This window comes from Pseudomonas sp. FG29, assembly GCF_057809355.1.
The window spans coordinates 1-22,574 of sequence record NZ_JBMDJU010000002.1; the positions used below are offsets into that span (position 1 = coordinate 1).

General features: G+C 63.6%; 24 protein-coding genes and 2 pseudogenes. 11 read left to right on the forward strand and 15 right to left on the reverse strand.

From position 1 onward, the window contains the following. Positions 1 to 161: 161 nt before the first annotated feature. The 7 genes and pseudogenes from ACODS1_RS03425 to ACODS1_RS03455 form a co-directional block, all read right to left on the reverse strand. Positions 162 to 941: a DUF4394 domain-containing protein gene (locus tag ACODS1_RS03425; RefSeq protein WP_489084553.1), complete on the reverse strand. Its 780-nt coding sequence runs from the start codon at positions 939 to 941 to the stop codon at positions 162 to 164. A gap of 184 nt (positions 942 to 1,125) precedes the next feature. Continuing rightward, positions 1,126 to 1,839: an anti-sigma factor gene (locus tag ACODS1_RS03430; RefSeq protein ID WP_489084554.1), complete on the reverse strand. Its 714-nt coding sequence runs from the start codon at positions 1,837 to 1,839 to the stop codon at positions 1,126 to 1,128. After that, positions 1,836 to 2,384, reverse strand: a complete 549-nt coding sequence (locus ACODS1_RS03435) for a sigma-70 family RNA polymerase sigma factor (protein ID WP_322977950.1) — start codon at positions 2,382 to 2,384, stop codon at positions 1,836 to 1,838. The genes ACODS1_RS03430 and ACODS1_RS03435 overlap by 4 nt, the downstream gene beginning before the upstream one ends. Before the next feature lie 82 nt (positions 2,385 to 2,466). Continuing rightward, positions 2,467 to 3,327: a pirin family protein gene (locus ACODS1_RS03440; RefSeq protein WP_489084555.1), complete on the reverse strand. Its 861-nt coding sequence runs from the start codon at positions 3,325 to 3,327 to the stop codon at positions 2,467 to 2,469. Further along, a complete protein-coding gene (locus ACODS1_RS03445; RefSeq protein WP_322977948.1) occupies positions 3,324 to 3,725 on the reverse strand; it encodes an OsmC family protein in 402 nt (133 codons plus the stop codon). The genes ACODS1_RS03440 and ACODS1_RS03445 overlap by 4 nt, the downstream gene beginning before the upstream one ends. Positions 3,726 to 3,780: 55 nt before the next feature. Then, a complete protein-coding gene (locus ACODS1_RS03450; protein WP_416340070.1) occupies positions 3,781 to 4,125 on the reverse strand; it encodes a PDC sensor domain-containing protein in 345 nt (114 codons plus the stop codon). 219 nt (positions 4,126 to 4,344) lie between these two features. Continuing rightward, positions 4,345 to 4,683, reverse strand: a pseudogene (locus ACODS1_RS03455) (methyl-accepting chemotaxis protein); the annotation flags it as partial. Between the two features lie 732 nt (positions 4,684 to 5,415). Here ACODS1_RS03455 and ACODS1_RS03460 point away from each other — a divergent pair. Beyond that, positions 5,416 to 6,426: an amidohydrolase family protein gene (locus ACODS1_RS03460; RefSeq protein WP_489084801.1), complete on the forward strand. Its 1,011-nt coding sequence runs from the start codon at positions 5,416 to 5,418 to the stop codon at positions 6,424 to 6,426. Positions 6,427 to 6,490: 64 nt separating this feature from the next. Continuing rightward, entirely contained in the window at positions 6,491 to 6,955 is a 465-nt protein-coding gene (locus tag ACODS1_RS03465; protein ID WP_489084556.1) for a DUF3859 domain-containing protein, read from the forward strand. Here the strand turns inward: ACODS1_RS03465 and ACODS1_RS03470 are convergent, their stop codons facing one another. The 5 genes from ACODS1_RS03470 to ACODS1_RS03490 all read right to left on the reverse strand — a co-directional run bounded on the left by ACODS1_RS03470 (position 6,956) and on the right by ACODS1_RS03490 (position 10,763). Further along, entirely contained in the window at positions 6,956 to 7,324 is a 369-nt protein-coding gene (locus tag ACODS1_RS03470) for a diacylglycerol kinase (protein WP_489084802.1), read from the reverse strand. 14 nt (positions 7,325 to 7,338) lie between these two features. Further along, a complete protein-coding gene (locus tag ACODS1_RS03475; RefSeq protein ID WP_489084557.1) occupies positions 7,339 to 8,043 on the reverse strand; it encodes a lipopolysaccharide kinase InaA family protein in 705 nt (234 codons plus the stop codon). Positions 8,044 to 8,045: 2 nt separating this feature from the next. Further along, positions 8,046 to 8,735: a class I SAM-dependent methyltransferase gene (locus tag ACODS1_RS03480; RefSeq protein ID WP_322977943.1), complete on the reverse strand. Its 690-nt coding sequence runs from the start codon at positions 8,733 to 8,735 to the stop codon at positions 8,046 to 8,048. An 83-nt stretch (positions 8,736 to 8,818) separates the two neighbouring features. Continuing rightward, complete coding sequence (locus ACODS1_RS03485; protein ID WP_489084558.1) at positions 8,819 to 10,090, reverse strand: sensor histidine kinase; 1,272 nt, start codon at positions 10,088 to 10,090, stop codon at positions 8,819 to 8,821. After that, positions 10,080 to 10,763 (reverse strand): response regulator transcription factor, encoded by a 684-nt coding sequence (locus ACODS1_RS03490; RefSeq protein WP_322977941.1) that lies wholly within the window; start codon positions 10,761 to 10,763, stop codon positions 10,080 to 10,082. Before ACODS1_RS03490 ends, ACODS1_RS03485 begins: the two co-directional genes overlap by 11 nt. 103 nt (positions 10,764 to 10,866) lie before the next feature. Between ACODS1_RS03490 and ACODS1_RS03495 the strand changes: the two genes are divergently transcribed. The 6 genes and pseudogenes from ACODS1_RS03495 (at position 10,867) to ACODS1_RS03520 (ending at position 16,445) form a co-directional block, all read left to right on the forward strand. Continuing rightward, positions 10,867 to 12,825 carry an LTA synthase family protein gene (locus tag ACODS1_RS03495; protein ID WP_489084559.1) on the forward strand — a complete coding sequence of 653 codons (1,959 nt, stop codon included), beginning with the start codon at positions 10,867 to 10,869 and terminating at the stop codon, positions 12,823 to 12,825. 10 nt (positions 12,826 to 12,835) lie between these two features. After that, positions 12,836 to 13,561, forward strand: a complete 726-nt coding sequence (locus ACODS1_RS03500) for a phosphatase PAP2 family protein (protein ID WP_489084560.1) — start codon at positions 12,836 to 12,838, stop codon at positions 13,559 to 13,561. Then, entirely contained in the window at positions 13,558 to 14,238 is a 681-nt protein-coding gene (locus ACODS1_RS03505) for a phosphatase domain-containing protein (RefSeq protein WP_489084561.1), read from the forward strand. The genes ACODS1_RS03500 and ACODS1_RS03505 overlap by 4 nt, the downstream gene beginning before the upstream one ends. Before the next feature lies 1 nt (position 14,239). After that, positions 14,240 to 14,590: a hypothetical protein gene (locus ACODS1_RS03510; protein WP_489084562.1), complete on the forward strand. Its 351-nt coding sequence runs from the start codon at positions 14,240 to 14,242 to the stop codon at positions 14,588 to 14,590. Between the two features lie 241 nt (positions 14,591 to 14,831). Next, positions 14,832 to 15,341 (forward strand): annotated as a pseudogene (locus ACODS1_RS03515) (MCP four helix bundle domain-containing protein); the annotation flags it as partial. A gap of 18 nt (positions 15,342 to 15,359) precedes the next feature. Continuing rightward, a complete protein-coding gene (locus ACODS1_RS03520) occupies positions 15,360 to 16,445 on the forward strand; it encodes a methyl-accepting chemotaxis protein (protein ID WP_489084803.1) in 1,086 nt (361 codons plus the stop codon). 65 nt (positions 16,446 to 16,510) lie between these two features. Here the strand turns inward: ACODS1_RS03520 and fabB are convergent, their stop codons facing one another. The 3 genes from fabB to ACODS1_RS03535 form a co-directional block, all read right to left on the reverse strand. Beyond that, positions 16,511 to 17,731 carry a beta-ketoacyl-ACP synthase I gene (gene fabB / locus ACODS1_RS03525; RefSeq protein WP_489084563.1) on the reverse strand — a complete coding sequence of 407 codons (1,221 nt, stop codon included), beginning with the start codon at positions 17,729 to 17,731 and terminating at the stop codon, positions 16,511 to 16,513. An 11-nt stretch (positions 17,732 to 17,742) separates the two neighbouring features. Then, entirely contained in the window at positions 17,743 to 18,258 is a 516-nt protein-coding gene (gene fabA, locus ACODS1_RS03530; RefSeq protein ID WP_322977934.1) for a 3-hydroxyacyl-[acyl-carrier-protein] dehydratase FabA, read from the reverse strand. A gap of 224 nt (positions 18,259 to 18,482) precedes the next feature. Then, positions 18,483 to 20,369: a response regulator gene (locus ACODS1_RS03535; protein WP_489084564.1), complete on the reverse strand. Its 1,887-nt coding sequence runs from the start codon at positions 20,367 to 20,369 to the stop codon at positions 18,483 to 18,485. 285 nt (positions 20,370 to 20,654) lie between these two features. Between ACODS1_RS03535 and ACODS1_RS03540 the strand changes: the two genes are divergently transcribed. Genes ACODS1_RS03540 through sixA form a run of 3 tightly spaced genes read left to right on the forward strand, consistent with a single transcriptional unit; the run spans position 20,655 to position 22,492 of the window. Beyond that, complete coding sequence (locus ACODS1_RS03540; protein ID WP_489084565.1) at positions 20,655 to 21,677, forward strand: NAD(P)H-dependent glycerol-3-phosphate dehydrogenase; 1,023 nt, start codon at positions 20,655 to 20,657, stop codon at positions 21,675 to 21,677. A gap of 12 nt (positions 21,678 to 21,689) precedes the next feature. After that, positions 21,690 to 22,037, forward strand: a complete 348-nt coding sequence (locus ACODS1_RS03545; RefSeq protein WP_489084566.1) for a DUF4389 domain-containing protein — start codon at positions 21,690 to 21,692, stop codon at positions 22,035 to 22,037. Beyond that, entirely contained in the window at positions 22,034 to 22,492 is a 459-nt protein-coding gene (gene sixA / locus ACODS1_RS03550; RefSeq protein ID WP_489084567.1) for a phosphohistidine phosphatase SixA, read from the forward strand. Before ACODS1_RS03545 ends, sixA begins: the two co-directional genes overlap by 4 nt. Positions 22,493 to 22,574: the final 82 nt, after the last annotated feature.

Genomic DNA, 22,574 nt, shown 5'->3' on the forward strand with positions numbered 1-22,574 from the left:
CGGAAGGGTTTGGTTACTTTGCCCGCAAAGTCACTCGCCCGGGAGGGCGAAACCAAAGACATCAACAAAAACGCGACAATCCGGAACAAGCACTCACACAAACTTGCCAGTCCGGTGTCAACCAAGCATTCCCCCAAACAGTGCGAAGCCCGTTTTTTATCTCACTTCGCCGGCAGTACGGCGATGTCGATGATGCCGTCGGGCAGGCCGGCGATGTCACCCAGGGTGGTGGGCTTGCCGCTGGCCAGATCCAGTTGATGCAGGGTCTTGCCGGTCAGGACGTAGGTGGTGTTGCCACCCTTGCCGTCGCTGACGATGTCCATGGCGACGGCCTTGAGGCCATCGGCGACTTTGCCGACCGCCTGCTGCACACCGTCGTTTGGCGGGTTCTGCAGCATCAGGCTGCTGCTGGCCTGATCGAAGGTGTACAGCGCCGTAGCCTTGGTACCTGCATAGGCGTTGGTATAGGCGCCGGCGATCACCTGCGGTTGCTGACCCGCGTGCGGGCCGTCTGCGGCATAGGCGAGCTTGCCATCCACGGCGGTTTCACCGGTGTCGACATTTACCCGCAGGTTGCTGCCATCCGGGCTCATCAGGCGCAGGCGGTCAGCGACCGGGTTGAAGTCGACCACAGCCTGACCGCTACCGGGCAGGGCGGTCTTCAGTGTACTCACGGCGCTGGCCTTGCCGCTCGCTGCATCCAGCGTGTAGAGCTGATCGGTGCCGCCGAGTGCGTAGAGCTGGCCGTTGGCCGGACGCACGTCCAGGCCGCGCAAATCGCTGGCACCGCTGACGGCCATGCTGCCGGTGACCTTGAGGCTGGCGACATCCACCTTGAACAGCTTGCCATCGGCGCCCAGTGCCAGCAGTTCGGTGGCGCTGGCAACGCCTGCGCTCAGGGTCAGCAGGCCGGCGGTGCAGAGAGTAGTGATGCGTTTCATGGTTGTTCCTCATGGAAGGTTTCAGCATCGAGACGAAACCGGTGGCCGGCTTCGCAGGTGCCTCGACGAAACACCTGTGAGCAATACCCGTGAGGAAAGTGGCTGGATGTCGGCGGATGAAAATATTTTTTCGAAGCGCTTTGAGCGGGAGGGAAGGTTGCCGACCACCGGGTCGGCAACCCGCTCAGTTGGCGCCGGCCAGTACGGCGCGACCAATGTATTGAACCGGCCCGCTGGGGCGGTTGTAGGGCGAGCCTCCGGCCGGTTCGAGGGTCAGTTCGAACAGCTGACCGGCCTGCACGGCGCCGATCTGTTCAGCCGACAAATGCAACGGCTGCCCGGCCTCGACCAGGCCCAACGAGCGCGGCCCGTCGGCTGGGTTGATCAGCGTCCAGAATTGCAAGGTACGGCCTTCAGGAATCTGGTCGGCGATCAGCGGATCGAGCTGCAAGGCGCCATCGCTGCTGATCTGGATGACCCAGCCCGGTCTGGCCGCTTCGCCTGGTTGCTGCAGCACCACGGTGTAGCGCTCAGCGCTGATGTCCGGGGTGCGCAGCAGGGGCAGCACTATGGCGACCAGCAATGCCATGGCCAGTGCGGCGCTGGTCAGGCGCCAGGTCAGCAGGCTGTTCCACCAGTTGTTCGGCGCGTGGCTGTCTGTTGCCTCGTTCAGCCCCAGGCTCTCGCGGATGCGGGGCCAGAGCGCCGGGGAGGGGGCTTGTGCGGGTAATCGGTCACTGAGGTCGAGGAAATGGCGCTCCCAGTCCAGCGCCATGCGCGCGGCGTCCGGATCCTCTTCGATCAAGCGGCGAACTTCGGCAGTCTCAGGCTCTACGAGCAGGCCGAGCAGGTATTCGCCGATCAGGGCGCGGCGTTCTTCGGGATCGTGCGGAATCATGCTTGCAGACACTCCTGCAGCGCGCGCAGGCCGGCGCGGATACGGCCTTTGATGGTGCCCAGCGGTGTGCTCAGGCGGCTGGCGATCTGCTCGTGCGTCAGGCCACGGTAGAACGCCAGCAGAATCGGATGGCGGCGTGGTCGCTCCAGACGCTGCAGGCAGGTGCGCAGCAGGCGTCGTTCGGAGCGCTCCAGGGCCTGGGTTTCGGCCTGTGGCGCTTCATCGATGACTCGCTCGATGAAGTCATCGTCCACATCAGCGTGGCGAGCGCCGCTGCGCAGGGCGTTGAGCACGCGGTAGCGCAGGATGCTGTGCACCCAGGCGCGACCACTGCCCAGCTCGCGCTGGTAGCGCGCAGCATGCTGCCAGATGCGTACGAAGGCATCATGCAGACAGTCTTCGGCAAGGTCGCGGCGGCCCAGCATGCTGATGGCCAGGCCGAGCAGTTGCCCGGCCTCCTGCCGGTAAAGCGCCTGGAAGGCGCGCTCGTCACCGCGGGCGCAGGCTTCCAGGGTGCTTTCATAATCGAAGTCGCGATTCGCCATGGGTCATCCGTTGGCCTTAAAGATCGGCATGCAGCTTATACCCGCGAGCAGGTGTGCTGGATCATGCAACTGCAACAAGAAATCAGCGCGGCAGTTCGATGCGTGTCGTTTCACCCGGCACCGTCGGCCAGTCGCCGGCGGCCCAGCGCTGGCGCGCCTGGTCGATCAACTGCGGGGTGCTGGCGACGAAGTTCCAGTTCATCCGCCGTGGGCCGATGGGCTCGCCACCGATCAGGGCCAGGCGACACTCGCCACAGGCGCTGAGCAGCGGCGTCTCACCGGCTGGAATCACCGCCATGGCCTGAGCGGGCAGGGCTTCACCGTCCAGCTCGGCCTCGCCTTCGATCAGATAGAGCGCGCGCTCGCTGTATTCGGCCGGGATCAGCAGGTTGGCGCCGGCGGCCAGGCGCAGGTCGGCATAGAGTGTCGGCGAGCGTACCGGTACCGGCGACTCCAGGCACAGGCCACTGCCGGCAATCAGGGTGATGCGCACGCCCATGGCTTCGCTGCTGGGCAGAGACGCCGCCGGGTAATGGCTGTAGCTCGGTTCGCACTGTTCTTCGTTTTCCGGTAACGCCAGCCAGACCTGCAAGCCATGCAGGCGTTTGCCCTGGTTCAGTTGCGCGGGCGGTGTGCGTTCGACGTGGGCGACGCCATGCCCGGCGGTCATCCAACTCACGTCACCGGGCTCGACCAACTGATCCGAACCGAGGCTGTCCTTGTGCTGCAACTGGCCTGCGAACAGGTAGGTGAGGGTGGACAGGCCGATATGCGGATGCTGCGCGATGTCCATGCCGCTGCCAGCCGGGTAGGCCTGCTCCAGCATGTGGTCGAAGAACACGAAGGGACCGATGCTGCGAAAACGGGCCGAGGGCAGCGGGCGCAGAATGGGCTGGCCGGCGATGTCCTCGGCGCGTGGGCGGATCAGTTGCAGCTCGCTCATGCCGTCGCCTCGGCCAGGCGGGTTTGCACCTGAATGTCGGTGGTGGTCATCAGCTTGTGGATCGGGCATTTGTCGGCGATGCGCAGCAGTTGCTGGCGCTGCGCGTCATCCAGCGGGCCGTGCAGGTCGAGGGTGACGATCAGGTGGTAGTTGCCCTCGCGCTCCTCGCTGTCGTCACGCTCGACGCTGACGTCGATACCCTCGAGTGGCAGGCCGCGCTGGCGAGCGTAGAGCAGCAGGGTCATGGCCTTGCAGGTACCGAGCGAGGCATCGAACAGATCGTGTGGATCGGGGCCGGCACCGTCGCCGCCGAGCGCCGGGGAAACGTCCCCGACCAGTTGATGGGCACCGATTTCGATCTGCTGCTGCAGGCCTTTGCTGTTGTGGATGCGGATCATGGGCTTTCCGAAGGTGACTGAGGGATGCGTTGCAGCCTAGCCCAGACGCCGCGCTTCATACCAGCGCCGAGAGCCGGACATCGGCGCCCAGTACGCGCAGCAACTGGCCTCGGTCGTCGAGGATCGGCACTGACACGGTGAAACAGAAGTCATCGGTCGCGGAGGAGCGATAGACCTGGGTGATATGTGCCTGCCGGTGTTCGGACGCGGCGCGGAACCAGGGCCGCTGGCTCCAGTCGCTGCCGCGCACGCTGGTGTCCTCGCGATGTGCCACATCGCTGGCGAAGATGTTCTCGGAAATCTGCACGCCATGCTTGTCCACCAGATAGAACAGCTCGAAGCGCGCATCGCGCTCCAGTGTGTCGCGCAGCAAGCGCTCGGCTGTGGCGACGTCCCCCATCAGGGCCGGCTGCGTCGCCAGCTGTTCGACGCTGGTGCACACGGCACGGTGCAATTCCAGGCGGAACTCGCCAAGGCCGGCAAGCAGGCGATCGCCGTCGTCACGCACCGCCTGGCTGTGGTGCAGAACCTGGCCAGCCTTGCCCAGCAGTTCCCCGGCGACCTGGGCGACGTTCTGCACGTCGTGGTTGATCGAGCGTACGGCCTGGCCGATCTGCTCCGTGCCGGCGGCTATCTGCCCGACCTGTCTGTCCAGGCGATCCATCGCCACGCGTGTACTTTCCAGCCCGCCGCTGACGGCAACGATGCCTTCACGACCATCGGCGACAGCCTGATGCATATGCTGGCCGGCGTATCCGAGTTGCTGCATGCCTTCGCGAAAGCGCTCGATGATCTGGCTGACCTGACCCGTGGATTGCGTCGTATGGCCGGCCAGGCGGCGTACCTCCTCGGCCACCACGGCAAAACCGCGACCATGCTCGCCGGCGCGGGCGGCTTCTATCGCGGCATTGAGTGCCAGCAGGTTGGTCTGCTGGGAAATGCTGGCGATCACGCCGATGACCTGGCTCACTTCATCCAGCTGTCCGGCTAGCCGCTCGATGACCTGAGCCAACTGAGCTTCGCTGGCATCTATCACGTCCACCTGGCGCAGCACGGCCTGGCCGCTGGCCTGGCATTGGTGCAGGGTTGCGGCCACCTCGGCAGACAGGCGCGCGACCTCGCCGGCACCCGGCACCAGCTCGGCATCCAGAGTGGTGGTGACCTGCTCGCTGGCGCTGGCAATCAGCTCCGAGGACTGCGCCAGCGTTTGGCCGCTCTGCTGGTTGGCCGCGGCGATGCGGGCCAGCTCCGGCGCGTGCGAGGCGATCCCCACGGCGGCACCGAGGCTGGTGCGGATGCGTTGCTGCAGGGTGTCGCTGAACTGGTTCAGGCGCGTCATCCACCGGTAGTGCTCCGGTAGGCGAACGGTCAGGTCGTGATGCTCGAACAGCGCCTCCAGCGCAGTGTCTTCCTGGCTCGTGCGAGCGGGTTTGCGCAACAGCTGCAGCATGATGAATCCCCCGGTTGTCATGCCGTGTGCATTGCAAGCCAGGTGCCATCACCGCAGCCGCGCCTCCCGCGTGCCCGTGGGCTTGCGCCTGTGCGGGGCGCGGTCGTTCCTGGTGCCGTGGTGACGGACATGAGCCATGACGGTGCGCTTGCGTGGGTAGCGTTCAGAACTTGCCGGCCCGGGGCGAGGTCTATGCTGCTCGTACCGTCAGGAGGACTCATCGTGCTCAATCGTCGAAGGATGCCATTGGCACTGGCCTTTACCGCGCTGTTGGCCGGCGCCGCCGAAGCCCGTGAATACCGCTACAGCGATGCCCATCTGCACTTCGTGGACTTTTTCCAGGAGAGTGCCGGTATGGACGAACTGCTGGAGAAGATGGCGCAGAACAACGTCGATCACGTGATGTTTTCCGGCATTCCCGTGGTCAAGAAGTGGGACGAGGACGAACCCAAGCGCCCACGGTATTACGCCGGGGACGATGCCAGCGCCTACTGGTACAGCGCCACCGACATCTTCGTTGCCGATGCCTACAAGCGTCTGCCGGCCGAGCAACGACAGCGTTTCCATCCGTTCCTGTCCGGCTTCAACCCCAACGACAAGAACGCCGACGCACATATTCGTCGCATGCTCGAGCTCGATCCGGGGCTGTGGCAGGGCATCGGCGAGATCTTCACCCGCCATGACGACCTCACCGCGTTGATCCATGGCAGCGCGCCCAGGGCGGATAACGAGGCGCTGGCGCGGGTGTTTCACCTGGCTGCCGAGTACGACTTGCCGGTGATGTTGCACTCCAACATCACCTCCAAGCGCGAGCGTAATCCGCTCTACCTGCAGGAGATCGAGACGCCGCTGCGCAACCATCCGCATGTGCGCTTCATCTGGGCTCATGCCGGCACCAGCGCGGAGATCCACCGCCACCAGGAGAAGCTGGACTTCCTCCTGCCGACCATCGAACGGATGCTGGGCGACTACCCGAACCTGTATATCGACCTGTCCTGGACCATGCTGCGTCCCTATCTGCTGGATGAGAAGGGCAAGCCGGATGCGGATTGGGTTCACCTGGTCAGCAGCTACCCGGATCGTTTCATGATCGGCTCGGACGTGGTCGGCCGTTTTGGCAGCCTGGGCGAGTACATGCATGGTTTCGATCCGTTCCTCGATGCCTTGCCCGAGGACGTCGCGCACAAGGTGGCGCGGGACAACTTCCTCGCCGTGCTGCCGCGCAAGGTGCAGGCCGAGCTGCCACGCTAAGGCTTGTCATCAACCTGTCATTCGCACGTCATAGGCTCGCGCTCATCTCAACGAGGAGCGCGTCATGCATCACATTCGAATGACCCTGATCGCCGGCCTGTTCGCCTGCAGCGGCCTGACCAAGGCCGAGGTACGTGTCGAAGGATCGGTGGAATACGGCGTCTTCAGCAGCCAGTACCAGGATTTCCAGCCCGGTGAGCGTGTGCTCACACGCGGCAATCAGGACATCCAGATCACCACGCAGATTCCCGCCAAGCTCGGCACCAAGTTCGGCATGCGCTACAGCCTGGCCGGCAAGCAGGCCGGCGATGTGCCGTTGACCTTGCTCTACCTCACTCCTGGTGTGATCACGCCGGATGGCCAGCGCCATGACAAATTCGAAGTGGTGCAACAACTGGTGCCCGGTGCGCCGCAGGATGTGATGGCATTCGAGTTCACCGAACACCACGAAGTGGTGCCCGGCGAATGGCATTTCATCGTCTATCAGGGCGACCGCAAGCTGGCCGAACAGCGCTTCGAGGTGCGCTGATCAAAGCAGAATCAGCGCCCAGGTCAGGGCGATGATCAGCAGCGCCAGCAGTTGCGCGGCGCTGCCCATGTCCTTGGCCTGCTTCGACAGTGGATGCAGGTTCAGCGAAATGCGATCGACCACGGCCTCAATGGCCGAGTTGAGCAGCTCCACGACCAGTGCCAGCAACGGTGTCAGCATCAACAGCACCCGCTCGACGCGGCTGACGTCGAGCAGGCAGGCCACTGGCAGCAGCACCAGGTTCAGCCACACCAGTTGGCGAAACGCGGCTTCGCCCTGATAGGCGGCGCGCAGCCCGGCCAGCGAGTAGCCGGTGGCGTTGAGGATGCGCGTCATGCCACGGCGTCCCTTGAACGACAGCGCATCCATATCCGGTATTTCGCTCACGGTTGCAGCACTCCCTGGGGGTTGTTCAGGGCGTGCTGGTAGGCCTGAAGCAGAACCTGCATGTCGCTGTCCGGCATCTGGCCACGATGGCGCTGCAACTGGCCGAGATCACGGCGTGAAGCACTGGCGGAGCGCCAGCGGGTGCGGCTCTTCTCCAGATCCAGCAGGGCGATGTCGACATCGCCAGGCGCTCGTAGCCTGATGAAAATGTGCTTGGGATAGCAACAGCCATGCTGCCAGCGGCCCAGGTGCATGCGCGCCAGGGTGAGGGCCAGTTGGCGCAGCATTGCCTGGGTCTCGGCGGCCGGCATCGGCTGCGCATACCACTGTTCCAGGCTGATGAAGCCCTGCAGGGCCTCGGTCACCAACAAGGCCTGCCATTGCCCGGTTTCGCGGCGGGCAGCGCAGTAGACGATGTTCGGCGTGCGGACACCGAGACGGGCCAGGGCGCGGTAGGCTTCCAGCTCGCGGAGGATGGTGGGGCGCCCCAGCGGATGGCGCCACGAGCGATGCGTGTGACCCGTCTGGCGCTTGCAGTACAGCGCCGGCCGGCTGTTATCCCAGCTTTGCAGCAGGCGTACGCCACTTTCTCCACCACGGCGCTGATTGGCTTCTTCGACCCACTCGCCGGGGCTGTTCCACCAGCGGTCGAATTCGGTCGAGGGCAGGGCGCTGAGTGCCTTTTCACTGAGGATGCCCACGCTCAGGCCTCCTTGCGTAGCACGTAGGTGCGCCACATGGCATAGCCGGGCAGGAAATCCTGATGGCCAATGATGGCGAAGCCGGCCTCGCGGAACTCACGCTCGATCACTGCACGGGGCACCACGAAGCGATTCTGGTTCTGCGTGCTACGGCCTTCGGCAGCACGACGGGCCTCCAGACGGCTGCGCTTCCAGGCCTTGTAGTTGCCGTCGACCCACAGCGACAGGATTACCGTGTCACGGCTGACCCGGTGAAATTCGCGCAGCACGGCCAGGCGATGCTCGCTCGACTCGATGTGGTGCAGCAGGCGGATGCAGAAGATGCAGTCCACCGCGTTATCGCCCAGCTCGATATCGAAAGCCGAGGTGCGGAAACTGTTGACCCGTGCGACCACCTCCGGCGCCTGCGCGGCACGCGCGGTGGCGATCATGTCGGCGGAGTTGTCGGCGGCGAGGATGACGCGGTTCGGCTGCTCGCAGAGCATGGGCCAGAAGCGTCCGGCACCGCAGGGCAGGTCGAGTACCAGGTTGGGCTGATCAGCCAGCTTCAGCGCGTTACGCGCTACCTGCACGTCACGCCAGTGCGACAGGCGCCTGGCCAGGCCGTCCTGATGCTTGTGCAGGTACTGCTGGGCGTGGTCGAAGTCGTACTTGCGGGAAAACTCCAGCTCGATGGGGCTTTGCTTGGTCATGGCGAACGTCCGGCAAATGGGTCACGTTCGCCACCCTAGAGGTCAGGGCATCAAGGTCGCGTCAAAGGGTTGTGAAAATTTCGTCAAGACGCGCTGGCCAACTCCACTCGAAAGCGGGTGCCGCCACCCGGTTCGCTCTGCAGACTCACTGTCCAGCCCTGCTTGGCGCAGATCCGCTTGACCAGCGACAGGCCCAGGCCAAGCCCTTCGCCACGCGCCTGCGGGCCGCGGACGAAGGGCTGGAAGATCTGCTCGTGCTGTTCGAGGGGAATCCCCGCGCCGCTGTCTTCGATGCGGAAGGCGCCTTGTTCGAGGATCAGGCGTACGCCGCCACGCTCGGTGTAATGCAGGGCATTGCGCAGCAGGTTGGCCATTACCGTGGCGAGAAAGGTGGCGTTGTACTGCCCATGATCCTCGCCCTCGACCTGCATCTGGAACGCCAGGCCCTTTTCCTGCATCAGTGCGCCCCAGCGACTGGCCTGCTCCTCGGCGACACTGGCCAGGGAGCGGTCGCCGATGAACACCGCTTCGTTGCTCTTGTCGCGGGCCAGTTGCAGAAAGGTCTGCACCAGTTCACGCATTTCCTCGCAGGCGCGGGCGATGCGGGCGACCTGCTCCTTTTCGCGCGGGGCCAGCGGCGCCTCGCTGAGCAATTCGCAGGAGGAGGCGATGATCATCAGTGGCGTGCGCAGTTCGTGGCTGACATCGCTGGTGAACAGGCGTTCGCGCTCCAGCGACTGACGCACCTGGCCGAGGGTGCTGTCGAAGGCTGCCGCCAGTTGGCCGATCTCGTCGTTCGGATAGTCTGGCGCCAGTGGTGGTGCCAGTGGGTGCAGTTGATCGCGATGGCGCACTTGCTGGGCCAGGCGCGTCACCGGTGCCATGACCTTGCGTGCCGTCACCAGGCCCAGGCCCCAGGCCGCGATCACGGTGAGCAGGAAACCGGCGAGGACGACGTTGAACAGGGCGCTTTCGCGGGCTTCGAACTCCTCCTGTTCCTGCACCAGCATGTAGGTCTGGCCATTGATCTCCTGCACGTAGACGTAATAGGCCTGATCACCGCTGACCACCTCGTTGAAGCCGTCCTGCAGGCCCTTGTACTCCGCCGGAATGGCATATTTGGCCTGGTCGGAGGAGAAGAAGCGGGTGCTGCTGTCCAGGCGCGGTGGGAGGCCCTGGCTGATGTCCTCCTTGAGGGTTTCGTCCAGTTGGCGACTCATGTCCTGTGACACCAGATGCTCTTCGATGAAGTGCACCACGGCGACGATGCTCAGGGAAAACAGGCCGCTGACCATCACGGTCATCAGCACGAAGGCGATCAGGATACGCCGTTCGAAGGGTTGCTTAGACAGCATGGGCGGTCTCCGCCAGGCGATAACCGACGCCGTGAATGGTATGCAGCAGCGGGGTGGGGAAGGGTTTGTCGAGCACCTGGCGCAACTGATGGACATGGCTGCGCAGGCTGTCGCTGTCCGGGCAGTCGTCGCCCCACAGCGCTTCTTCCAGCGCCTCGCGGCGCACCACCGCCGGGCTGCGTTGCATGAGGATGGCCAGTAACTTCAGGCCCAACGGGTTGAGCTTGAGCGCTTGGCCGGCGCGGCTGACATGCAGGGTGTCGAGGTCGTAGACCAGGTCGGCGATCTGCAGCTGGCGTTTGCGACTGCCACGGCTGCGACGCAGGATTGCCTCGATACGCGCGACCAGTTCGGACAGGGCGAAGGGTTTGATCAGGTAGTCGTCGGCGCCGGCATTGAGGCCTTGCAGGCGGTCATCGAGGGCATCGCGAGCAGTGAGCATGAGGATCGGCACTTCGTTGCGGCCGTCCTCGCGCAGGCGTTTGCACACCTGATAGCCGTCCATGCCCGGCAGCATGATGTCCAGCACGATCAGGTCGTAATGGCCAGTGCTGGCCAGGTGCAGACCGCTGAGGCCGTCCTGCGCGCAGTCCACGGTAAAGCCCTTGAGCTGCAGGTAGTCGAGCACGTTGGCGAGAATGTCTCGATTGTCTTCGATGACCAGAATACGCATTGGCGGTAAGTCCCGGGTTTGACGATTTTTTCACACGGCTTTGACGAACGGCTCACGATACGCGGAGCAGACTCCGGCTCGTTCATCCTAAAAGGATCATACGATGCCTCGGCTCCATTACGCGCAACTTCGTTATCTGTCGATCATTCTGCTGGTATGGCTGGCAGTGTTCTTCCTCACCCGCAGCGTGCTGCTGGTCAGTCATCTGAGCGACGCCGGGATCAACCCCGCCAATCTGCTCGGCCTGTATGGCGTTGGCCTGATCTATGACCTGAGCTTTCTGCTCTACGCTGTCGCGCCCATGGCGTTGTACCTGCTGCTGTGCCCGGCCTGGCTGTGGCAGCGGCGCTGGCATCAGCGGCTGCTGATCGGCGTGGCCGCCGTCAGTATCTTCGTGATGTTCTTCACCGCGGTGGCCGAATGGCTGTTCTGGGACGAATTCGGCGTGCGCTTCAACTTCATCGCCGTGGATTACCTGGTGTACTCCAAGGAGGTGGTGGACAACATCCTCGAGTCCTACCCGATCTATCCGCTGCTGGCGTTGCTGGCTGCCCTGGCGATTGGCCTCACGTTCGCCCTGCGGCGCGCCCTACGCACTGCACTGCAGGCGCCGCGTCTGCCATTCAAGCGCGCAGTCGTTGGTGTCGGGATGTTGGCCGGGCTGGTCGGCCTGTGCCTGGTCGTGATCGGTCAGGACACACCGCGTGGCCTCGGCGGCAATACCTATCAGCGCGAGCTGGCGAGCAATGGGCCGTACCAGTTCTTCGCCGCCTTCCGTAACAACGAGCTGGATTACCAGCAGTTCTACGCCACCCTGCCGGATCAGGACATTGCCAGCCTGCTGCGCGAAGAAGTCGCCGAGCCCAATGCTCGCTTCATCGGCAGTGATCTGGAGGATATCCGTCGGGTGATCGACAACCCGGGCAAGGCCAAGCCGCTCAACGTGGTGCTGGTGACCATCGAAAGCCTCAGTGCCAAGTACCTGGGCAGCTTCGGCGATAGCCGTGGTCTGACGCCGAATCTCGACGAGCTGCGTAAGCACAGCCTGGTATTCACCCACTTCTATGCCACCGGTACTCGCACAGACCGTGGCCTGGAGGCGGTCACCCTGTCCATGCCGCCGACGCCGGGGCGCTCCATCGTCAAGCGCATCGGTCGTGAGGCCGGTTACGCCAGCCTGGGCCAGCAACTGGGCGCCAAGGGCTATGACAGCGTGTTCATCTATGGCGGGCGCGGTTACTTCGACAACATGAACGCCTTCTTCGGCGGCAATGGCTATCGCATCGTTGACCAGAGCAGCGTCGCCGACGCCGACATGAGCTTCCAGAACGCCTGGGGCATGGCCGACGAGGATCTCTATCGCCAGGCGCTAAAGGTGGCCGATGCCGACCATGCCAGTGGCAAGCGTTTCTTCCTGCAACTGATGACCACCTCCAACCATCGTCCCTATACCTATCCGGATGGTCGTATCGACATCAAATCGGGCGAGGGGCGCGAGGGCGCGGTCAAGTACACCGACTATGCCATCGGCCAGTTCCTCGCCGAGGCGCGCAGCAAGCCCTGGTTCGACGACACCCTGTTCGTCTTCGTCGCCGACCACACCGCCGGCAGCGCCGGGCGTGAAGACCTGCCGGTGGCCAACTACCACATCCCGTTGTTCGTCTACTCGCCGAAGCACGTCAAACCGGCCGAGTACGCCGATGTGGCCAGCCAGATCGATGTGGCGCCGACGCTGATGGGGCTGCTGAATCTGGACTACGTCTCGACCTTCTTCGGCCGCAACGTGCTGCGTGAGGATCATGCACCAGGCCGTGCGCTGCTGGGCAACTACCAGTATCTGGGGCTGTTCGACGGCCAGGATCTGGCGATTCTCAGCCCACGCCAGGGCATGCGCCGCCACGAGGATGCCCTGGGGCGCAGTCGTGAGACCCGCGTAGGCAATGACGATCCGCTGATGCGCCGCGACATCGCCTACTACCAGGGCGCCAGCCATGCCTTCAAGAAGCGCCTGATCGCCTGGCACCCAGACGATCAGCCAGATCAACGCATGAGCCAGCGCTGAGGAGCCGAGCATGACGTCGCGTTACTTCAACTTCACCCTGGCGCTGAGCATTCCGCTGGCGCTGATGGCCCTGTTGCTGCTGATCGACCCCAGCCCCCTGGACTTCGCCCTGGAGCGCCTTTTCTACCAGCCGGGCGACGGGTTCATCGGTCGCCACAGCTTCTGGCTGGAGGACATCCTGCATGATCGCGCCAAGCAGGCGGTCATCGCCGTGGGGATACTGGCCATCGCCGGTTTCCTCCTCAGCCTGTTGCCGACACGGCTGCGCCAATGGCGTCGACCGCTGGGTTACCTGGTGCTGGCATTGGGGCTCTCCACCTCGGTGGTTACGCCGCTGAAGACACTGACTGGCATGCATTGCCCCTGGAGCCTGACCGAGTTCGGTGGCCACGAGCAGTTCACGCCATTGCTGGCCGAACGCGCACCCACGGCCAATCCGGGGCGTTGCTGGCCGGGTGGCCATGCCTCCGCCGGGTTCTCGCTGATCGCACTGTTTTTCGTCCTGCGTGACCGCAAGCCCCGCGCGGCCCGAGCCGCACTGATGTTCGCGCTCGGCCTGGGCGCAGTGTTTTCGCTGGGGCGCATGGCGCAGGGCGCGCACTTTCTTTCACACAACCTGTGGACGCTGCTGATCGACTGGGTCATCTGCCTGGTGACCTACCGCCTGGTCCTGTATCGAGCACCGGCCGTACAGGTTCAGCACACGCAACTGGCCTGGGGAGGACAGGGACAATGAAAGGTTTGCTGCAGATGTTACGCCTGGCTATCGCCGCTGCTGTATTCCTAGGTGCCCTGTTGGCGTTGCCCCTGAGCATGGCCTGGGGCGCCAGCAATTCCAGCGCACCTGCAGTGGCGGTACGCGCGGCCGGCTGGGCGCAGCCCCTGGACAAGCGCATCAACCTCTACCGCATGGCGCCCGGTCTGTATCGCAGCGCCTTACCCAAGGCGCAGGACTGGCCGCAGCTGGAGCAACTCGGCGTTGCCACGGTGATCAACTTCTACCAGAAGAGTGACGAGCAGTGGCTGCGTGATCCGCGTGTACGGCAGATTCAGCTGCCGCTGCATACCGACCGCATCGACGACACCGATGTGATCGAGGTGATGCGCAGCATTCGCCAAGCACAGGCTCAGGGCCCGGTGCTGATCCATTGCAAGCATGGGCAGAACCGTACCGGCCTGATCGCTGCGATGTATCGTATCATCTATCAGGACTGGAGCAAGGAGCAGGCGCTGGCAGAGATGGCCGGCGGTGGCTTCGGTGGTGAAGACCGCATGGGCGATGCCGAACGCTACATTCGCGATGCCGATGTCGGCGCCTTGCGTACGGCGCTGGAAAGTGGCGCCTGCAGCACTAGCCCCTGGGCGCTGTGCCAGCTCAAGACCGCACTCGCCGACTGGATTGGGGGCTCCTGATATGACGACCTGCCAGCGGATGCTGCTGGGCGGATTGCTGGTCATGCTCGCCGCCTGCCAGAGCCTGCGCGAAAGCATGCTGGCTGCCGACTATCCGCCAGCCTTCGTCGATGGTTTCGAGGCGGGCTGCCAGAGTGGGCGGGCAGCCGCCGGCCCGCTGGGCGGATACACCAAGGCGCTCAGCCGCTATCAGGCCGAGCCGCTGTACACGCAAGGGTGGGACGATGGCTTTCGGCAGTGCGAGCAGAGCCAACAACGTGACGACTGGCAGGTCAGTAGCGAGCAGGACTGGCGTGATCGAGAGTGGCGTCATCACGTCGATCAGGCGATGGCCAAGGCTCTTAGCCGCTGAGCCTGGCGCTTGACGCTATGCAGAGGCAGGCAGGCTTCAAACCGATTGGCGATTGGCTAGCTGGTTTTTCGTACCTACGTCCAAATTCCAAATATCTGAACTACGCTGCTGATGGAGGTCAGTTTTCGTGCCGAATTGCTGCGCACGTGACCATCCGTGAGCTCAGGCTTAGGCGCGCCGAGAGCCCCCGCTTCGGGGCGGCGTACAACTGGAACAGGTGAATCGAATGTCGCTGCGCAATATGTCCATTGCTCCCCGGGCTGGTCTGGGGTTCGGTTTAGTGGCGTTGTTGGTGTTATTGATGGGCGTGTGGATGCTCGTCACGCTGAAGAACATCAATGAGCAGTCACAGAAGGTCGAAGATAAATGGGTACCCAGCATACTGGCGTTGAATGATCTGTCGCAGACAGTGCTACGTGTTCGCGCGCTGACCTTGCGCATACTGCTCGATCACAATCTGGCCAAGTCCGAGCCAAGTCTCAAACGGGCCGATGAGCTGTTGGCACATGTCAAGGCTGTACAGGACACCTACGAGAAGTTGATTTCTTCTGCCGAGGAACGGCGGATATTCGAGCAATTCCAGGCGGTCGAGAACGACTATCTGACCGAGCGTGCCGAAGTGCTGCGTCTGGCCCATAGCGGTGATTTTGCTGCTGCTTTAGCCCGCTTCGATGAGGGGGCGCTCAATCGCCATGCCGATGCACTGGCCGCATCTCTGGCTTCGCTGGCAAAGTTGAATGACGAGGGCGTCAATGCGGCGACTGAGTCTATCTCGATTGCCGATAGCGAGGCTCGATACGGTGTTTTCGTTGCCATTGTCCTGGCCCTCGGCACTACCGTCATGCTGGCAGTGGTGCTGACCCGCAGCATCGTCGCCCCGCTCGGTGAGGCCGTACAGGCCGCCGAGTTCGTCGCGGCGGGTGATCTGACCCAGGCCATCCAGGCGGCCGGCAAGGACGAGCCGGCACGCCTGCTGGCGGCACTGAAGGTGATGCAAGGCAGCCTGCGCGGGACGATCCAGAGCATTGCCGACTCGTCCAACCAGTTGGCTTCGGCATCCGAAGAGCTGCATGCCGTCACTGAGGATGCCACCCGTGGGCTGCACCAGCAAAACACCGAAATCGAACAGGCTGCCACGGCGGTCAATCAGATGACGGCGGCGGTCGAGGAGGTGGCGCGCAATGCCGTCAGCACCTCGGAGGCCTCGCGAGAATCCAATACCACCGCGCAGCGCGGGCGTCAGCAGGTTCGCCAGACGGTCGACTCCATCGGCCAACTGGCGGCTGATGTGACCGAAACCTCGGCCGAGGTGGAGCAGTTGGCGCAGCGCGTACACGAGATCAGCAAGGTACTGGATGTGATTCGCGCCATCGCCGAGCAGACCAACCTGCTGGCGCTCAATGCCGCCATCGAGGCGGCGCGTGCGGGGGAAGCTGGGCGTGGTTTTGCCGTGGTCGCCGATGAAGTGCGTGCCCTGGCGCACCGCACCCAGCAGTCCACGCGGGAGATCGAGCAGATGATCGGTGGCATCCAGAACGGTACGGAGCGCGCCGTCAGTGCCATGCAAAGCAGTAATGGTCGCGCCCGTTCGACACTGGAGGTGGCCCAGGCCGCGGGTGTGGCGCTGGAGCAGATCACCCAGGCCATCGCCTCGATCAATGAGCGCAATCTGGTGATCGCCAGTGCCTCGGAGGAGCAGGCGCAGGTGGCGCGCGAGGTGGATCGCAACCTGGTGAATATCCGCGATCTGTCGTTGCAGACCTCGGCGGGGGCCAACCAGACCAGTGCCGCGAGTCAGGAGCTGTCGCGCCTGGCAGTGGATCTCAACGGCCTGGTGGCGCGCTTCAAGGTCTGAAGCGCAGTACGGCAAATGAAAACGGCGCCCGTGGGCGCCGTTTTTCTTGCTGCAGTACCGCTAGATCACTTACCGGCCCAGCGCTTGAGCACCAGGGTGGCGTTGGTGCCGCCGAAACCGAAGCTGTTGCTCATCACTGTATCGACCTTGGCGTTCTCTTCGGTCTTGCGCACGATCGGCATATCGGCCACTTCCGGGTCGAGTTCGTCGATGTTGGCCGAACCGGCGATGAAGTTGTTTTCCATCATCAGCAGGCAGTAGATCGCTTCCTGCACACCGGCGGCGCCCAGGCTGTGACCGGAGAGGCTCTTGGTGGAGCTGATCTTCGGTGCCTTGCCTGCGAACACTTCACGCACGCCACGGATTTCCGCAACGTCACCGACCGGCGTCGAGGTGCCGTGGGTGTTGAGGTAGTCGATCGGGGTGTCGACGGTGGACAGCGCCTGCTGCATGCAGCGCACTGCGCCTTCGCCGCTGGGGGCGACCATGTCATAGCCGTCGCTGGTGGCACCGTAGCCGACGATTTCAGCGTAGATCTTCGCGCCACGAGCCAGAGCGTGCTCCAACTCTTCGACCACGACCATGCCACCGCCACCGGCGATGACGAAACCGTCACGCTTGGCGTCGTAGGCACGCGAGGCTTTTTCCGGAGTCTCGTTGTACTGGGTGGAGAGGGCGCCCATGGCGTCGAACAGGCAGCTCTGGCTCCAATGTTCTTCCTCACCACCGCCAGCGAAGACGATGTCCTGCTTGCCCAGCTGGATCTGCTCCATGGCCTGGCCGATGCAGTGTGCGCTGGTGGCACAGGCCGAGGAGATGGAGAAGTTCACGCCCTTGATCTGGAACGGCGTGGCCAGGCAGGCGGAAACGGTGCTGCCCATGGTGCGGGTGACGCGGTATGGGCCGATGCGCTTGACGCCTTTCTCGCGCAGGGTGTCCAGGGCTTCCATCTGGTTGAAGGTGGAGGCGCCGCCGGAGCCTGCGATCAGGCCGGTACGTGGGTTGGACACCTGCTCCGGGGTCAGGCCGGAGTCCTTGATCGCCTGTTCCATGGACAGGTAGGCGAAGGCAGCGGCATCACCCATGAAGCGCATGATCTTGCGGTCGATCAGCTCTTCCAGGTTCAGATTCACGGAGCCGGAAACATGGCTGCGCAGGCCCATTTCGGCGTAGGACGGGTTGAAGCGAATACCCGATTTGCCTTCGCGCAGGCTGCTGGTCACGGTTGCTTTGTCACTGCCCAGGCAGGAAACGATGCCCAGACCGGTAATCACGACACGACGCATGTGCAAGTCCTTCAGAAACTGTCGGTGGAAGTGAAGAGGCCGACACGCAGGCCTTCAGCGCTGTAGATTTCACGGCCGTCTACGCTGACGTTACCGTCGGCGATGCCGAGGATCAGCGAGCGGCTGATGGTGCGCTTGATATGAATGTTGTAGGTGACCTTCTTGGCGGTCGGCAGAACCTGACCGAAGAATTTGACCTCACCCGAACCCAGGGCACGGCCACGGCCGGGGTTGCCCTGCCAGCCGAGGTAGAAGCCAACCAACTGCCACATGGCATCGAGGCCCAGGCAGCCCGGCATCACCGGGTCGCCCTCGAAGTGGCAGCCGAAGAACCACAGATCCGGATTGATGTCGAGCTCAGCGACGATTTCGCCCTTGCCGTACTTGCCGCCGGTCTCACTGATATGAACGATGCGATCGATCATCAGCATGTTCGGGGCGGGCAGTTGCGCGTTCCCCGGACCGAAGAGTTCGCCGCGGCTGCAGGCGAGCAGATCTTCCCGGGAATAGGCGTTTGGTTTTGTCATGCGAGCTCCTCAATTGTCCCCATGCTTCTAAGGCTGGGCGAATCGTCCTGGCCGGCGGTAACGCAGGGTGTATGCCGGCAGCCTAGTCATAGACTGTTGCGTTGTGGTGAAAGTCACAGTGCTGTGAGTACAGTTGTACTCCGCTGTTTCTCGCTTGTCACAAATGTGCCGCCACAGGTTGTAACCGTACAGCCTTGCGCAGGCGTCGGCGAGTGCCAATTGGCCTATGGTCGGGGGGCTAGCCAGCGCTGCAACAGGCGCTGTAGATCCGCGCGTTTGAAGGGCTTGGCCAGGTAATCGTTCATCCCGGCTTCCAGACAGCTCTCCCGATCCCCCTGTAGCGCGTTGGCGGTCAGGGCGATGATGGGCAGTTGCATGCCTTGTGGCAGTTGGCGAATCCGCCGCGTGGCCTCGTAGCCGTCCATCAGCGGCAAGCGGCAGTCCATCAGGATCGCCGCGTAGTCGAACTGCCCGACCTGCTGCACGGCCTGCTGGCCGTCGCCCACCAGCGTGACCTGATACCCCAGGCTGCGCAGCATGGCTTCGATCACCGTCTGGTTGACCGGGTTGTCTTCCACCAGCAGCACGTGCTGGCCGTCGCCACTTGTCAGGTTCTGACCTTCGGCGTTCGGCTGGCGTTCCATCTCCGTGCGAAATGGCAGGGGTATTTCCAGGGTGAACACCGAGCCACTGCCGACTTCGCTCTGCGCACTGAGGGTGCCGCCCATGCGCTCGGCGAGGGTGCGGGCGATCGGCAGGCCCAGGCCGGTACCGCCGTAGCGGCGGGAGATCGAGTTGTCGGCCTGGGCAAAGGCATCGAACATGCGCGCCAGGTGCTCGGCACCGATGCCGATGCCGCTGTCGCGCACGGTGCAGGTGAACCAGAGCACCTGATCGTCCAGGGGCTGCCAGTGGCTTTCCACCGAAATGCCGCCTTCCTCGGTGAATTTCAGTGCGTTGCCGATCAGGTTGACCAGAATTTGCCGAATACGCGTCGGATCGCCGCTGACCTCCAGGCGTTCCAGGCCTGGCTGATGCTCCTGCGAAAGCGTCAGGCCGCGTTGCTGGGCACTGTGCTGGAAGACCTGAACCGACCCCTGCATGAGCTCCAGCAGGTTGAACGGGATGCTCTCCAGTTCCAGGGCGCCGCGCTCGATGCGAGAAAAATCGAGGATGTCGTTGATCACCTTGAGCAGGTGCTCGGTGGATTCGGCTGCAAGCGCGGCGTACTCGGCCTGTTCGTCGTTGAGCGGAGTGGTTTCCAGCAGTTGCAGCATGCCCAGCACGCCGTTCATCGGCGTGCGCAGCTCATGGCTCATCATCGCCAGAAAGTCGGACTTGGCGCGGTTGGCATGCTCGGACTCTTCACGGGCCTGAATCAGCGCGGTTATGGCCTGCTGCTGTTCGCGGCCGCCGCGATCCAGGGCGCTGGCCAGGTTATTGATATGGCGGGCCAGGTCGGTCAGTTCGTCATTGCCTGACTCACGCAGCGGTTGGCTGTAATCGCCGTTCTGGATGCGCTCCAGCGCCTGGCCCATGGCGCTGAGGGGCTGGGCCAGGCGCCGGGCCAGACGCCGGGCAAGCAGGAAGGTGAGCAGCAGGGCGAACAGCGAAAGCACGCCCGCCTTGAGCAATATCTCCTGCTGGCGGGCATTGAAGGTGTCGTTGGACATTGCCACCACCACACGCCCCAGATAACCGTCGCCGAGCATCTTGTCGCGCGGTGCGTCGGGTTGCAGGCGCTGCAGGCGGATCGGCGCCTGGAAGACTTCTACGTGTGGCGTGGCCTGGCCCTGCACCTTGGGACGCTCCACGTAAACCAGGATCTCGTCGTCCCGGTCACGCACTTCAGCAAAGCGCACATCCGGCGTATCCAGCGTCGCCAGCAGCAGCCGGTCGAGTGCTTCGCGGTTGTCGTTGAGCACCGCCTGTTCGGTCGCGGGGGCCAGTTGGTTGGCGATCAACTGCCCGGTGTGGTTAAGCTCCTGGCGCAGATCCTGAAGGCGGGTGAAGGTCAGAAAACCGGTCAGCAACAGCGTCAGCAGCAAGGCTGGGCCGACGCTGATCAGTTGAGTGCGGGTGTGAATGTTCCAGCCACGACGCTGAGTCATGAGCGGGTATTCCTGGCGCGAGGAGCGGGGCGCGAAGAGGCGAGCGCGAGGAGAGGGGGCTGGGCACTACCGGTGGGCACGGTTCCGTCCTTGGCGAAAAACGTCGAGCCGGCATGGTAACCGACCCGTATGGCTTTGCCAGCGTCCTCTGCGTATGAGCGGCGCTATTTCGCGTTTCTGGCCGTTTGCCCGGCCCATGCACTGAACTTTTGCCCTGGCTGGTGACTCTCGGCTCCGTATAATGCCTGCAGAACGCCAGCCAGACTGGCCCCATTCGGAAGTTTTATGACTGAATCACTCCCTATCGCCGTATTGGGTGGCGGCAGCTTCGGTACCGCCCTGGCCAACCTGCTGGCAGAGAATGGCCAACGTGTTCTGCAATGGATGCGCGACCCCGAGCAGGCCGAGCAGATGCGTATCAATGGCGAGAATCCGCGTTACCTCAAGGGCGTGAAGTTGCACCCAGGCATCGAGCCGACCAACGACCTGCCAATGGCGCTGGAGCAGGCCGAACTGGTGCTGGTCGCGTTGCCTTCCAGCGCGCTGCGTGCTGCACTGCAGCCGGTGGCTGAACGTTTGGCCGGCAAGATGCTGATCAGTACGACCAAGGGCATCGAGGCCAAGACCTTCAAGCTGATGAGTCAGATTCTCGAGGAAATCGCGCCGGGCGCCCGCATCGGTGTGCTCTCCGGGCCGAACCTGGCCAAGGAAGTGGCCGATCACGCGCTCACCGCCACGGTCATCGCCAGCGAAGACGAAGCGCTTTGCCTGCGCGTGCAGGAAGCCCTGCATGGCCGTACCTTCCGTGTTTATGCCAGTGCCGATCGCTTCGGCGTGGAGCTGGGCGGCGCGCTGAAGAACGTCTACGCCATCATGTCGGGCATGGCGGCCGCATTGGGCATGGGCGAAAACACCAAGAGCATGCTGATCACCCGGGCACTGGCGGAGATGACGCGCTTCGCGGTCAAACTCGGCGCCAACCCCATGACTTTCCTCGGCCTGGCCGGGGTCGGCGATCTGATCGTCACCTGCTCGTCGCCCAAGAGCCGCAACTATCAGGTGGGCTTCGCCCTGGGCGAGGGGCTCAGTCTCGAAGAGGCGGTCGAGCGTCTGGGCGAGGTCGCCGAGGGGGTCAATACCCTGCGCGTGCTCAAGGCGCGCGCGGAAGAACTCGAGGTCTACATGCCGCTGGTCGCCGGCCTGCACGCCATTCTGTTCGAAGGGCGCACCCTGGCTCAGGTGATCGAGTTGCTGATGACGGGCGAGCCGAAAACCGATGTCGATTTCATCCCTACCGCGGGTTTCTAAGGAGAGCACGATATGAACGACGAAAAACGGGATCTGGAACGCGAGTCGATCCTGCTGCGCACGCTGTGGATGGTGATCTTCGTTATCGTCTGGCAACTGGCCGAACTGGTGCTCGGCGCCGTGGTGCTGCTGCAACTGGGGTATCGTCTGTTCTACGGCGCGCCGAACGCCGGGCTGATGGGGTTTGGCGATAGCCTGAGCCAGTACCTGGCGCAGATCGGTCGTTTCGGCACCTTCAATACCGACGAGAAACCCTGGCCGTTCGCCGATTGGCCGACGCCGCGTGCGCCCGAGGGCGAAGTTGCGCACAGCATACCGCCCGCACCCCACCCGGTTCGCGACGAGGAGCCGAAGCTGTGACGCTCTGGCTGCTGCGCCACGGCCAGGCCGAGGCGCATGCTGCCAGCGATGCCCAGCGCGAGCTGACCGATTTCGGACGTCAGGAAGTGCTGCAAAGCGCTGCTCATCTGGCCGGGCAACCGCTTGCGGCGATCATCGCCAGCCCCTATGTGCGTGCCCAGCAGACGGCCCAGCTGGTGCGTCAGCAACTGGGCTTCCAGCGGGCGATCATTACTGCGCCCTGGCTGACGCCCAGTGGCGATGTGCGTGAGGTGGTTCGTCAGCTCGATGCCTATGAAGGGCAGGATGTGTTGCTGGTCAGCCATCAGCCGCTGATCGGTGAACTGGGTGGTTGGCTGGTACACGGGCATCGCCAGCAACCTTTGTCCATGCATACGGCCAGCCTGGCGCAACTGCAGGGCGAGCTGGTCGCGGCGGGCTCCCTGCAGCTGTTGGCGTTGCTGCATCCCCACTGAGCTTCGGCACGGTTATTGGCATCGATACATTTCTTAACTTGCACCTCCTTTGTCTGCGTGGAATAGTCAACCAAGCAAGTGC

Excerpts from the sequence above, each read along its gene's own strand:
- ACODS1_RS03425 (WP_489084553.1), bottom strand. The coding sequence starts at position 941 with ATGAAACGCATCACTACTCTCTGCACCGCCGGCCTGCTGACCCTGAGC.
- ACODS1_RS03430 (WP_489084554.1), bottom strand. The coding sequence starts at position 1,839 with ATGATTCCGCACGATCCCGAAGAACGCCGCGCCCTGATCGGCGAATAC.
- ACODS1_RS03435 (WP_322977950.1), bottom strand. The coding sequence starts at position 2,384 with ATGGCGAATCGCGACTTCGATTATGAAAGCACCCTGGAAGCCTGCGCC.
- ACODS1_RS03440 (WP_489084555.1), bottom strand. The coding sequence starts at position 3,327 with ATGAGCGAGCTGCAACTGATCCGCCCACGCGCCGAGGACATCGCCGGC.
- ACODS1_RS03445 (WP_322977948.1), bottom strand. The coding sequence starts at position 3,725 with ATGATCCGCATCCACAACAGCAAAGGCCTGCAGCAGCAGATCGAAATC.
- ACODS1_RS03450 (WP_416340070.1), bottom strand. The coding sequence starts at position 4,125 with ATGGGGGACGTCGCCACAGCCGAGCGCTTGCTGCGCGACACACTGGAG.
- ACODS1_RS03460 (WP_489084801.1), top strand. The coding sequence starts at position 5,416 with ATGCCATTGGCACTGGCCTTTACCGCGCTGTTGGCCGGCGCCGCCGAA.
- ACODS1_RS03465 (WP_489084556.1), top strand. The coding sequence starts at position 6,491 with ATGCATCACATTCGAATGACCCTGATCGCCGGCCTGTTCGCCTGCAGC.
- ACODS1_RS03470 (WP_489084802.1), bottom strand. The coding sequence starts at position 7,324 with ATGGATGCGCTGTCGTTCAAGGGACGCCGTGGCATGACGCGCATCCTC.
- ACODS1_RS03480 (WP_322977943.1), bottom strand. The coding sequence starts at position 8,735 with ATGACCAAGCAAAGCCCCATCGAGCTGGAGTTTTCCCGCAAGTACGAC.
- ACODS1_RS03485 (WP_489084558.1), bottom strand. The coding sequence starts at position 10,090 with ATGCTGTCTAAGCAACCCTTCGAACGGCGTATCCTGATCGCCTTCGTG.
- ACODS1_RS03490 (WP_322977941.1), bottom strand. The coding sequence starts at position 10,763 with ATGCGTATTCTGGTCATCGAAGACAATCGAGACATTCTCGCCAACGTG.
- ACODS1_RS03495 (WP_489084559.1), top strand. The coding sequence starts at position 10,867 with ATGCCTCGGCTCCATTACGCGCAACTTCGTTATCTGTCGATCATTCTG.
- ACODS1_RS03500 (WP_489084560.1), top strand. The coding sequence starts at position 12,836 with ATGACGTCGCGTTACTTCAACTTCACCCTGGCGCTGAGCATTCCGCTG.
- ACODS1_RS03505 (WP_489084561.1), top strand. The coding sequence starts at position 13,558 with ATGAAAGGTTTGCTGCAGATGTTACGCCTGGCTATCGCCGCTGCTGTA.
- ACODS1_RS03510 (WP_489084562.1), top strand. The coding sequence starts at position 14,240 with ATGACGACCTGCCAGCGGATGCTGCTGGGCGGATTGCTGGTCATGCTC.
- fabB (WP_489084563.1), bottom strand. The coding sequence starts at position 17,731 with ATGCGTCGTGTCGTGATTACCGGTCTGGGCATCGTTTCCTGCCTGGGC.
- fabA (WP_322977934.1), bottom strand. The coding sequence starts at position 18,258 with ATGACAAAACCAAACGCCTATTCCCGGGAAGATCTGCTCGCCTGCAGC.
- ACODS1_RS03535 (WP_489084564.1), bottom strand. The coding sequence starts at position 20,369 with ATGACTCAGCGTCGTGGCTGGAACATTCACACCCGCACTCAACTGATC.
- ACODS1_RS03540 (WP_489084565.1), top strand. The coding sequence starts at position 20,655 with ATGACTGAATCACTCCCTATCGCCGTATTGGGTGGCGGCAGCTTCGGT.
- ACODS1_RS03545 (WP_489084566.1), top strand. The coding sequence starts at position 21,690 with ATGAACGACGAAAAACGGGATCTGGAACGCGAGTCGATCCTGCTGCGC.